This window comes from Ignavibacteriota bacterium (assembly GCA_013285405.1).
GTDB lineage: Bacteria > Bacteroidota > Ignavibacteria > Ignavibacteriales > Ignavibacteriaceae > IGN2.
This window is the reverse complement of record CP053446.1, coordinates 769,534-781,751: the sequence shown is the minus strand read 5'-3', so window position 1 is coordinate 781,751 and position 12,218 is coordinate 769,534. Positions and strand designations below refer to the sequence as shown.

General features: G+C 34.0%; 7 protein-coding genes. 3 read left to right on the top strand and 4 right to left on the bottom strand.

The features are described from left to right. Positions 1-184: 184 nt before the first annotated feature. Both HND39_03400 and HND39_03395 read right to left on the bottom strand, forming a co-directional pair. The gene (locus HND39_03400; protein ID QKJ95397.1) at positions 185-1,708 is read right to left on the bottom strand and encodes a DUF362 domain-containing protein; all 1,524 of its coding nucleotides are present in this window, start codon (positions 1,706-1,708) and stop codon (positions 185-187) included. Positions 1,709-2,002: 294 nt separating this feature from the next. Further along, entirely contained in the window at positions 2,003-5,446 is a 3,444-nt protein-coding gene (locus HND39_03395; GenBank protein QKJ95396.1) for a T9SS type A sorting domain-containing protein, read from the bottom strand. 270 nt (positions 5,447-5,716) lie between these two features. On the opposite strand from HND39_03395, the gene HND39_03390 reads away from it, so the two are divergent. After that, entirely contained in the window at positions 5,717-6,241 is a 525-nt protein-coding gene (locus tag HND39_03390) for a hypothetical protein (protein QKJ95395.1), read from the top strand. A 74-nt stretch (positions 6,242-6,315) separates the two neighbouring features. Here the strand turns inward: HND39_03390 and HND39_03385 are convergent, their stop codons facing one another. Next, positions 6,316-8,946 carry a T9SS type A sorting domain-containing protein gene (locus HND39_03385; protein QKJ95394.1) on the bottom strand — a complete coding sequence of 877 codons (2,631 nt, stop codon included), beginning with the start codon at positions 8,944-8,946 and terminating at the stop codon, positions 6,316-6,318. Positions 8,947-9,266: 320 nt separating this feature from the next. Continuing rightward, positions 9,267-10,604: a DUF362 domain-containing protein gene (locus HND39_03380; GenBank protein ID QKJ95393.1), complete on the bottom strand. Its 1,338-nt coding sequence runs from the start codon at positions 10,602-10,604 to the stop codon at positions 9,267-9,269. Between the two features lie 505 nt (positions 10,605-11,109). Between HND39_03380 and HND39_03375 the strand changes: the two genes are divergently transcribed. Further along, positions 11,110-11,325, top strand: coding sequence for a hypothetical protein (locus tag HND39_03375; GenBank protein ID QKJ95392.1), 216 nt, complete (start codon positions 11,110-11,112; stop codon positions 11,323-11,325). 18 nt (positions 11,326-11,343) lie between these two features. Then, positions 11,344-12,201 (top strand): SDR family oxidoreductase, encoded by an 858-nt coding sequence (locus tag HND39_03370; protein QKJ95391.1) that lies wholly within the window; start codon positions 11,344-11,346, stop codon positions 12,199-12,201. The last annotated feature ends 17 nt before the right edge of the window (positions 12,202-12,218 follow it).

The following is a 12,218-nucleotide window of genomic DNA, read 5'->3' as shown; positions in this document are numbered from 1 at the left end:
TCTTAAAATTTATGATATTGAGAATGAGTATTATTTTAGTACAGAACAAAATTATTTCGTATCAAATTTGAACATATGAACAAAATACTTATTCATTTCAATCACAATCCGTTACATAAACAAATTACGGCTTTCAATTCTGTTGGCAATAACATTTTTATAACATAATCATTTATTATCAATTCTATTTTTGAAATATCATAGATCTTGTTTCGTTAAAACTTCCCACTTTCAGTTTATAAAAGTAAACACCTGAACTAAGTTCTATACCCTGATCATTTGTTCCATCCCAATGTAGTTGGTAGCTTCCTTCATCTCTGGTTTCTCCTTTTATAAGCGATTTCACCAGGTTACCGTTTGTATCATAAATGTGTAGTTGTATAATTGCTGAATTATAAATGTCAAAAGTAATTCGAGTTTGTGAGTTAAAAGGATTTGGAAAATTTTGATAGAGTTTGAATAAGGAAGGTTCATACGGATCAGTCTGGATATTACTTGAAGTTACAGATAGAACTGTTCTATCATAGACTGATATTTCTGCAGAATCCTTAGTTACCACAAACCCGGAATCGTGCATGCAGTTTATATTATTTAATAAAAATTTACCATAAGAATTGTAGCCAACATATAGATCTGGATTTGTAATTTGAGGATAATATGCAACTGGTGTTAACATGTATTTAGCAGCATACCACGATGCAGCAAATGGATCGGTAGAACCAAGTAGCATATTTAATTGTATTGCTATATTTCCGTAATTACGTTCAGGGTTAGTCCACGCTGCATCAATTATTGTAAGCTTTGGAAATGTTACTTGCATTACTTTAGCGACCAGAGCAAACGGGCTGAAAAAATAGTCAAAGTGCATAGGATCACCGCCTCCATACCGTTCGTTCTGATACGCAACTGTAAGTACTCCTACCCAGTTTTTTATTGCAAGTGTAGCGCCAGTCCATCCGTGAGCCTTCAGAACCGGGAAATCAATTATGCTAAGACGATCGTGATTGTAAGTTTGAGTATTTGTATCCCAGATCCCATACTTCAATGATATATAATAATTACCTGAAGGTGATTTGAATTTTGGATAACTGATCTTTGAATTAGGATCGTAGGGATATCCATCGAGATAGTCACCATCTGAATATTCAGTTACAACATTATACATCATATCTGCCCATCGAAATAAATAAACAGGATATCCTTTGGAATGAAATGTATTAATGACATCAAGAATATCTTGATTCGTATCTTCAGAATTATTATCATCTTCTCCAATAGGAGCCCATTGTGTATTATCTCCAATAAGAATTTCACCTGTGAATCCATCCGGATGTTGAAGGATTTGCCAGATTAAACCTTTAATTCTGTCAGTGCTTGTAGTATTTCTGAAATCCCATTGAAAACTTGCTTTGATTATCACTATATCATTTGAACTAACTATTCCTGAAGGATGTGTCGCTGTTTTATATAGGTGAATACCTTGTGTCTTCAGCATCAGCAACAGAGTGTCAATTGCAGGATCAACAAGATATTCATTCGGTACCGTGGAATCGCCAGCAGCTAATGAACCGGCAGTAGGAGGAATCTGATCCATTACAAAAACTTTTGATACAGGATTATTTACTTGCCAGGTAGGTAATGCTTCGGTGATAGTGAAATTTTCTTTTTGATACTGGGGTGAAATAGTAATTGTTGAAACTGACATCATAATTATCAATACCCCGATTGAAAAATCATGATATTTTCTTAAGAATCTATTTTCAGTTATGTGTTTTAAATTGACCACGTTTAATTTTCATTACTACTGATCTTTCTTCATATCAGTTGCAGCCAGAATAATTCACACAGAAGTAAAATGTAAGAAGATCAAATGAAGGAATTCTTTCTGTTAAAAAATAAATGAATTCCTATCTAATTTCAAAATTGCCTTTAATAAGTTCCAAATTTGAAGGAATTCGATTTTGATATTCTTTTTCTAAGTTAACAATTATCTGTTACAATTTTATCGCAGCAGAACCATTTTTTTAAAAGTAACAAATTTATCTGCTCTTAATTCACAGATGTAAATACCTGACGCAGCATCATTTGCATCCCAGTTGTAGCTGTATTTACCTGCATCTAATTTATCATCTACTAATTGAATAACTTTTTCACCGAGCACATTATAAACATTCAGTGTTACGTACGCCTCCTCTGGTATTGAGAACTTTATAACCGTATTCGAATTGAACGGATTCGGAAAGTTCTGGTACAGTTCGTAGCTGATGGGTAATTCTCTTGTCAATTTTCCTGAAACTTCTATTGAACTAATTTTATAGTTTGTTAACATAATTTCTTCACCACTTGTTAGCTCTTCGTTTAATAATTCTCCTTTTATTCTATCTCTGATTATTATGTTGATTCCTTCAGCCCTGATTGTAATAGGATAATTCTCAGAGGTTATCTGAATTATTTTTTCGCTGCTAATATTTTCTGCTAATGTTTCACTGCTGTATCTTACATCGAATACACTTGCAGGCGGCGGCGGAGGTAATTCATATAGACTAAAATCTGTTTCTTTATCCGTTGCATAAAGTATTGTACTCTTTCCTTCATTATCAGTAATAATAATTTTTCCCCAATTCGGATTTATATCTGCTAAGAGTAGTTTTTCTTCTTCTTCATTTTTCAGCAGCCCTCCATTCAGATTTATAACTCCATCATCTGTTACTCTTACCCAGAATCCTTTTCCTGATAGTAACGTATCGGCTATATAATATCCATCATTATATTCAAAAAAATACGTTGCTACTATCCCTGGCGGTGTGGTAGTTATCTGACTTAGTGGTATGTCTTTCTCATATATACCGAACAGGTTCCAGCCTTCATGAACTGATACTGTATCGCCTTGTGTTAATCCACAAATTTGTAATTGTTGGCTCGCTCCAAATTTCAACCAATAACCTTTTCCTGTTTCTAAAGTATCGTGAGAAATATACCCGGCATTATAACTATAGGCTGGAGAAGTAGCTGATGGAAATAAATTACTTAATGTCATATCATCTGCAAGCAGCGGCACCGAAATAATATTCCACTCATCGTTTACTGACATAATACTGCATAAACCTCTGTAGCTAATACTTAGAGAATTTATAGCTTGATTTGTAAGAGTATAGCTGCTCTGGTTTTTCATATTAACATTTACAAACGAACCATTAATTCTATCTTTCAGATAAAAAGTTCCTTCAGGGAAAGCAGTGCTATCCCAGCTAAATGTCATCGGATAGCCTGCTGAGCTAGGTTGAAATGTCAAATTCCAGGTAATATTTGTCTCCGCACTATCTCTATAATCAATGAGCGAACTAACCAGTGGATTAGTTGGCAAGTTGAATCTTGTATCAAAAATACTTGGCGGTGGTGCCGGCGGCAGTTCATACTCACCGAGCGATGCATCTATACTATCTGTCGCATCTATGTGTTGACCGAACGTTAAAACTTGATTCAATTCAGTTCCGCTTGCATCCTTTATAGTAATTTGATTGGTCCAGACGGGAGGAGTTGGTGGGGGAGGAGGTTCAATTGAATATTTAAACATTGTTCCATCCATTCCCGCAAACCATCCTGTGTACTCGTTTACAAAACTAAGTGAAGTTAAATCTTTTCCAGTAACTCCGGTAAAAGAAGTCCAATTATTTCCCAGGTCAGTTGTATTAAGAATTGTTCCATTATCACCAGCAATCCAGATTGTTGAAGAATTTGTGAATTGAACAGATGCTAATTTTTCTGTGGTATTGACATTTTGTGAAACCCAGGATTCACCACCATCAGAAGATAATAAGACCGTTCCTGCATTGCCTACACACATTCCTACATTTGAGTTGTAAAAATTTACGCAGTTCAAATTATTCGTTGTTCCGCTTGTTTTACTAACCCACGATTCACCACTATCCGTTGACTTTAATATGCTGCCGCCAACACCAACAGCCCAACCATTATTTATATCTGAAAAGTATATACTCGAACTGTTGATTGAACTTTTTTGTGTCCACGTAACACCACCGTCTATTGATTTATAAATTCCTTCATAGCTGCTGCCTTTAGCAGTTAACCAACCAGTATTCTGGTTAACAAAAAAAACAGAGGTGGCACAACAGCTAAGACTACTATTACGATTCCAGTTATCTCCACCGTCTGTAGTTAAATAGACTTCGCCAAAATCTGAATCTACAGCCCACCCAAACAATTCATTAATAAAATGAACATAATTCATACCATAGGCACTGGTCTCCATTTGAGTTTTCCATATTTTTCCGCTGTTAGTTGTCTTTAAGATTATGGCCTTGTCGGGATTTCCGTAACGACTTCCTACTGCCCAACCAATATTTTCATCAATAAAATAAATCGAATGAATGTCATCCATCATTCCACTGAGAATTTGAGACCAATCAGAAGTACTTTCTTTCTTCAGACAAATAATGCCGTAAACGCCAACCGCCTGTCCATTTCCATGTTGTGTAAGAAAAATAGATAATAATGCGTTAGCATATATACCCCAAGCAATATATTCAGTATTCCAAGTTATCCCACCATCAGTAGTGGTTCGAATAATATTATCAACACCACTACTCCAATCAACAAACCAACCGTTACTCGAATCTTTGAAGTAAACTGAAGTTATTCCACCATATGGATAAATACTCAGTTGTTCCGTACTATCCATCTTTGTTTGTCTCGTTTGGAATAATGATCCAGACATAGCCCACGTATCTCCTCCATTTGTGGTTTTATAGAAAAAAGTACTACCACCACCACCACCAATGAAACCAACATTGGCATCAATAAAGTCGAGAGTAATACAATTGCCATTCGTTCTTGGAAAACCACTTGACTTATCAATCCAACTTGAGCCACCATCCGTTGTTTTAATCACTGAACTTGTATCATTTACCTCTCCGGCAGCGTATCCAATAAAAGCATCAACAAAATCCAATGATAATAAATCGTTACTTGTTTCGGAGTTTAAATTCGTCCACACCGATCCACCATTCGTGGTTTTTAATATTGTTCCGTTAAATCCAACAACATAACCCGTGTCGGTATCATAAAAATAAATATCAGATAAATGTTGTGTTGTTCCGCTTTGAAGAGAATCCCATGTCGTACCGCCGTCTGTTGATTTTAATATTAGTCCGAACTCACCACAAATCCATCCTGTATTTTGGTTAACAAATTGAATTGCTTTTAAAATTAAATTCGTACCGCTGTTTTGCTGAAACCATTCATTACCAGCAGTTGTAGTCTTTTTAATAAATCCACTTGAGCCAACCATCCAGCCAGTACTATCATTAATAAAAAAAGTTGACCAAAGATCGTTCCTATCCGGGACAAGGTTTTGGTTAGTCCATTGCGGGTAAGCAAATTGTGTAACCAACAAAACGAATAGGATATTTTGTAATAAAAAATTCATAAAAAGTTTCTTTTATTGAAAGATTATTATTCAAATCAATTGTATCATAGGGTTCTCAGATGGTAGGATATCAAAAGACACATCAAAAATGCGCAAATAATAAATAAAAATCAAAAAAAGAAGATATATTTTGCAAATAGCATCGTGTGCTTCGGAAAAAATTATCTCTAAATAAAAAATTAAAAAGTTTTCGTTACTTGTCGAATAAATTTTTTTTACCATGCTATATGCCTATAAAAATGTAAATTGTATCAAGGATATTTTTTATAAATGTTGTTGTATTGGAGTTATCAGAACTTGAAAGGTTTGACTTTTATTATTTGCGGACTACTAATAATTTATTTTCTGCCGAATATTTCAAGCATAATAAATATTCCACTTTACCTGTTCGAACCTATGAGGATAATTGTTGTAGTATCAATTATCCATAGTTCAAAAAAAGGTGCTTATCTGCTTGGCTTGTTATTGCCATTATTTTCATTAATTCTTTCAAACCATCCATCAGTTCCTAAAACATTTATTCTAATAGCCGACCTGCTGTTAAACGTAGTCTTGTATTTCAAATTAACCAAGGTTTATGGAAATAAATTTTTATGTATGTCAGTGAGTATTTTACTAAGTAAGATAATGTACTATCTTATCAAATATTTGTTTATTAAATTATCGTTAATTGAAGGTAGTTTTATTGCAACACCGATATACATTCAGGTAATAATTATTATGGTACTTAGCACTTATGTTTATTTAATAGCTGAACTATCTCACTCCAAAAAATTGTCTGGAAACAACAACTAAAAATCCCAGTTAAACTAGCTAGTAGATAGGAGGGATATCATTTATTTAACTTAGAGTGAAAATATTATTGGACATCATTTAACCAACAACATCTTCTTTGCAGAAATAAATTTATCTGTTTTTAGTTCATAGATATACAATCCAGTTGCTAATCCACTTTGTGGTACATTCCAGGTATAACTATATCTGCCCTCCTCCAACTTTTCATTCACTAATTCAGTTACTTTTTCACCAAGCACATTATAAATACTTAATATTACATGAGTTGCTTCCGGTAATGAAAACTTTATAGTGGTGCTGGGATTAAATGGGTTCGGAAAGTTCTGCTCAAGTGAATAATTCTCCGGCGTGATTATCTGACCGAAAACTATTTTCAATTTGTTAATAGATTTATCATTAATTTTTGTCTCTTCTCCATTATTCAAAGTCGCTGTCATTTGTTTCCCATTTTCATCCTGCAATGTGATATTCATATTTTCAACTTTTACGTTTATAGGATAAATAATTCCTGTCATCTCTATTATATGTTCACCATTTTCAAGATCCTCAGCTATCCTTCCGCTTGAGAACCTTATGTCAAACATTCCTTCTAAAGGTGCGGGTGGTAATTCGTATTGATTTAAATCGACTTTTCCTTTAACTGCAAACAATGTATAGCAGATACCTGCTGCATCTGTAAATATTATTTTGCCCCAATCCTCGGGGAACCATTCTCTCGGTTCCTCTCCCTTCTCCAATGTTTGTGGTAAGATAATTTGGCCTGCACCCGATAGTTTGATCCAGTAACCATATCCGGGATTTATTGTTGTTGCTGGCCGGTAGTTAGTAGAAAATTTATAAACTGGTCCGGATATTAATCCTGCGGGATTGGTTGTTAGATTGGATGTGGATACACTGAAGTCATATCCACCGATCATGTTCCATCCTGATGTGCCGTTAATCGGAGTGTTAGCCACTGTTTGGATTCCAGTTGCAGGCCATTCATCACCAGTGTTATAATTTCTGTTACCTGAGTGCTTCATCCAGTATCCTGTTCCTGGTGTTGTGATTGTCACTGGTAGGTATCCGTTTGCAAATTTATAAACATTTGCAGTTTGATCTCTGTATGCCCACCAGGTGTTTACTCCCATACCTTCAGGATTTATTCCTGGTACAGATACTAAATTGAAATTATTGATTACTTGAACCGACAAAAAGAATGTTGTATCACTTCCGCTTGAATATTGATAAGCACCAATATCAGGTGATGAATCTCTTGGATTACCATTAATATCAGACCAAGGTAATCCTTTGCTCACAATAAAAGATTGCAAATTTTCGCCCAAATTTCTAGCTGGAGAATTTGTATTTAGAACATAGCCATTTCTTTGTCTAACATTATTAACAAATTCAGGGTACGCATTCACACCAGTTCCACCATATGTGTTTAGCCATCCTAACCATCCAGAGGGCGTTCCAATAGGATAACCACCACTTCCTCTAAATCTATTTCCACTAAATACAATACCACTATAATCCCGCCAAATTAAATTATTGCCAGAACTATCTGCATCATTATACCACGAGGAATTGTAACCACCTTGCCACGTTGGTCTGCCTACACCACCATAGTTAGCAGGATTTTGTCCATTCGTACCGAATTGGACTATAATATTATTCTTGACCTGTGCTGGTCTTTCGTGATATATCGGATATGATCCACCATTTGCTGTTACGATCGTATTATGAAAAACAAAAGTGGGTGGATAAACACTATTAACATAACCATACCACCTGAGATAAAGTTCGGGAACATTAGGATTACCGCCTGGCTGAAGGTGTCCACCTCCATATATATAATTATTATAGATTATATTTGTATCAATCTCTCCTGGTCTTGATTGTATTCCTAATATCATAGCATGCCCATATACCCCTGAGTCTATTATCGCTATATTATTCCATATTTTTACATCTCTTGTAACATGCATTTGGATACAATCTATGTGCATATGATCTGGCGGGATTCTTCCTGTTTGGCGGTTTTGCTGATGAATATAATTATGATGAATATTTATGCCTGCCACCATTTGAATATAGAAAACATCATCTTCTGAAATGCTTTCATCCGGATGTGATTCTGCCCGACAATTTTTGATTTCAATATTTTCTGCACATATACCACCTTCAGTCAGATAGTAATCATCATTGCCTATAATCATTATGCTTCTGCCTAATGTTTCAGTTATTCTGCAACTATCAATAACGATATGATTAACATTACAATGCAGATAAATACCATGTGATGCTGTTCTACGAACTTCAAATCCCTTCACATAAATCCAATCTCGATTTAGACTTCCGCACCCTTGTTCGATATATATACCAAAATCCCTTACAAAATTACCATCAATAATCACTTTCCCGCTATGTCCCTGATCATTACTGTTTCGGACATTTACATAATTATTTAGTGAACCATAAGTTTGAATATTTAGTTGTTCGTAATACACAGTAGAATCGGTTCCACCTGAAATATAAACTATATCGCCTGGCTGTATTAAGTTCCAATTGATTGCAGAAAAGCTTTTCCAGGCGTTAACCCAGGATGTTCCGTTGTTTTGACCCAACGCATTTTTATCTACATAATAATTTGATGCACAAAGGTAAAATGGCAAAACGATCATGAAAAAAATAAGATAAATGCCTTTGAGAGAGTGCAGCATAGTTTATCCTCACACTAGTCATTTTTTTTATTATTGTTCTAGAATAAGATACTATCAGAAGTAACTAAAAGTTAATCCTTCAGGTTTAGTTGATAATATCTTTGAGATTGCACAGCAAAAATTTGAGTAACATTCTTCTGTCAGCACTTGAAAGTTATTTTATTGAACTTCAAGTGAATGAAGAATTTCAGATACAAATATTAAACAGAATTCCAGATTAAAACATAGATTTTATTTACTATTCTTACAAGATCTTTTATTAATTCTATGTATTGTTAGACAATATTATACAAGATTCAATTATAAAAATCGCTGATAAATCAAAAATCTAATCTGAATTTCAAGTATTTATAGAGAGTCTTTAAATGACTGCCCCAGGTTGTCTCACCTATTACCGCTAAATTATCATCAGTCTGGAATGAGTTAGTTTTAAGATCAAAGGATTTTACTTCAACTTGTGTCTCATCAAAAATACCTCCATTATTTTCTGCACATTTGATAAGATAATGTCGAAGAGGACTATTCTCATCATCAGGATTGTGAATAGGAATATTTGAGTTTGAATAAAGTAAATATTTTGTTGCATGATAATCCAACGCTACCGGATCAGTTGATACTAAAACAGTTCTTGTATGTGCAACCGGAGGTTCGGTTCGTGAAGCTAAACCAACCCACTCAGCGGCAATAATGTTAAAATCGGCTTTGCGGACGGTGTTCAAAAACATAGCAACTTCAGAACCCATTGTTCCGGCAACTGGTCCAAAATCCCATTCATTGTATGCAAAGGAATGAAAATTATTATACTTTTCAGCAAGTTTACCCCAGCCGCCACCACTAATGTCAACTACTCCGAAATAATTTTTTACTGCACCAGTAGCTCCAACATAGTGGCTATGGTGATTTATAGTTGCGAAATTTATAAAGCGAAGTGGTTGTTCTGTATATGAACTATCCTTCCAGATACCATTCTTAAGATCAATTATAGTTCCTTTATCAGTTTTAAAAATCGGATATGTCATTATGACTTCACGAAAATTATCTCCGGTTTCACCATTATCCATATAAATTAACGGCACACCACCTGTCCCATCGCAATAAACATAACCTGTTCCATCTTCAGGACTGAAAACTCGCTTCGTTCCATAAGCAACATCAATCCAATGAGAAGTTGTATAACGATCACCATAATTTTTTTTCAAATGATTAGTAAGGTCATTAAAATTATTTATTCCCTTGATGTCAGAATTTCTTTCAAAATTCTTCTTCCATCCTGTGGTTTCATCTTCCCAAGGCTCATTTCCATGGTGACAGTTTTCAGCGATAACAACTTCACCCCAAAAACCTGAGGGACGATTCATTATCAGGTCAACAAAAGTTTTCAACGCGGAGAGATTTGTTGCCCCGTGATTCCACCATTGAACGTTGGGTTTTATCACAACGATATCATTCTCGCCAATTAACTTATCTATACCACCCATTAATTCAATGACTTTCGTCAAATTTTCGGATGGACTTCCATTAAGCACTCTATAAATAATTGATTGCGAACTAACTGTTACTTTATGTGGAGTCGAAGGCTTGGTAATGATAATAAAACCAATGATAACTATCACCAATAACAGTATTAAACTTCCAATTAACCTTAATATTTTCTTCATTTTTTTTTCAACATTGTAATTATTAATCGTCTTGTAATTGTGATATTCATTCAGAATATTGTCAGGGAGTTTTTATTCCACTCTTATTGTTTTGTTAAAATTAAAATTGTTTGAGTTGAAGTTTCTTGAAATATTTCTGTTTGATTTCAAACCACCTGAAAAATAATACAAAGTACAATCACTTAAAATTTTATACCTGTAAATCAGCATCATTTAATATCCGTTAATTCCTTAAGCAAATAGTTGTCAGATGCTAGTGTATATTAAAATAACGCTACTTATTATAACCTGTTTCTTTATTATTTATATGATGTTGAAGTTAAGAGGCAATAAAATCGAAAAAAAATCAAAGAATTTTCTTATATCTTCTTTGATAATTACAATCTTTTTAGCGTTTATTATTGAAATTAGACCACATCACTTACTCAGGTCTGAATTCAACATTTCAAATTTGATTACATATTTATTTTACTTTATTGTGGTTGGTACCTATTTTTTATTCTATATGAAACTATTGTCACACAATAAATACTTATTGATTATCATCTCTTATATTTTATTTGGTTTGGCAAATACCGTCGATCTCTTGTCAGATGGTAAAATAATTGACTTCGACTACGATGAAATAATTGAAGAGTTACTTCACATTTTAGGAATAATATTCTGGTTAATCTTCTTCATTGATTTTTCAAAAATGTTAAAAAGAAATACTGATTATTAATTAGCGGGATCATAAATCATGCAAGACAAAATCTGTTTAATAACAGGAGCTACCTCAGGAATTGGGAAAGCAGCAGCATTAAAACTTGCGGATACTGGTGCTTCATTAATTCTTCTTTCGCGAAATGAGAAAAAAGGAGAAAAGATTTGCAATCAAATCAAGGAAAAAAATAATACTCAAGTGAAATTTTACAAAGCTGATATCTCTTCTATGAAGCAAGTGAGAAATGTTTCAGAAAAGATAAAATCTGATTTTAATCACATTGATGTTTTAATTAACAACGCTGGCGCAAGGTTCGACAATTATTTTAAAAACGATGAGGGAATAGAATTAACTTTTGCCACTAACCATCTCGGACATTTTTTATTAACACTTTCTTTAATTGAAATGTTAAAGAAATCCTCACAAGGTAGAGTAATCAATATTTCATCAGCAGCACATGCAAATGGAACGGAAGAACTTTATGATATAGTTGCACCAGAGCACTATGATAGGAGATTAGCATACGGACGATCAAAATTAGCAAATTTGTATTTTACATACGAGTTAGCAAGTAGATTACAAAGTAGTAAAATAACAGTAAATGCTGTTGATCCGGGAGGTGTGGCAACAAACTTTAGCAGAAATAACGGACTCATTCCATGGATGAAGCATTACCTCTCTTATATTCTTAATCTAAAATTAATTTCACCGCAGAAAGCATCTGAAACTGTTGTGTATTTGGCTTCATCTGATGAAGTTGGTAGAATCTCTGGAAAGTATTTCTTTGAAAAAAAAGAAATCAATTCTTCATCTGCTTCATATAGTAAAGAAACTGCGATGAAACTTTGGCAATTAAGTTTGAAATTAACAGGTACTGAATCTTTGCAATTCTGATTTTTGAATTCTCGCTC

Coding starts and splice junctions, on each gene's coding strand:
- HND39_03375 (QKJ95392.1), top strand. CDS start 11,110: ATGAAACTATTGTCACACAATAAATACTTATTGATTATCATCTCTTAT.
- HND39_03380 (QKJ95393.1), bottom strand. CDS start 10,604: ATGAAGAAAATATTAAGGTTAATTGGAAGTTTAATACTGTTATTGGTG.
- HND39_03390 (QKJ95395.1), top strand. CDS start 5,717: ATGTTGTTGTATTGGAGTTATCAGAACTTGAAAGGTTTGACTTTTATT.
- HND39_03370 (QKJ95391.1), top strand. CDS start 11,344: ATGCAAGACAAAATCTGTTTAATAACAGGAGCTACCTCAGGAATTGGG.
- HND39_03395 (QKJ95396.1), bottom strand. CDS start 5,446: ATGAATTTTTTATTACAAAATATCCTATTCGTTTTGTTGGTTACACAA.
- HND39_03400 (QKJ95397.1), bottom strand. CDS start 1,708: ATGATGTCAGTTTCAACAATTACTATTTCACCCCAGTATCAAAAAGAA.
- HND39_03385 (QKJ95394.1), bottom strand. CDS start 8,946: ATGCTGCACTCTCTCAAAGGCATTTATCTTATTTTTTTCATGATCGTT.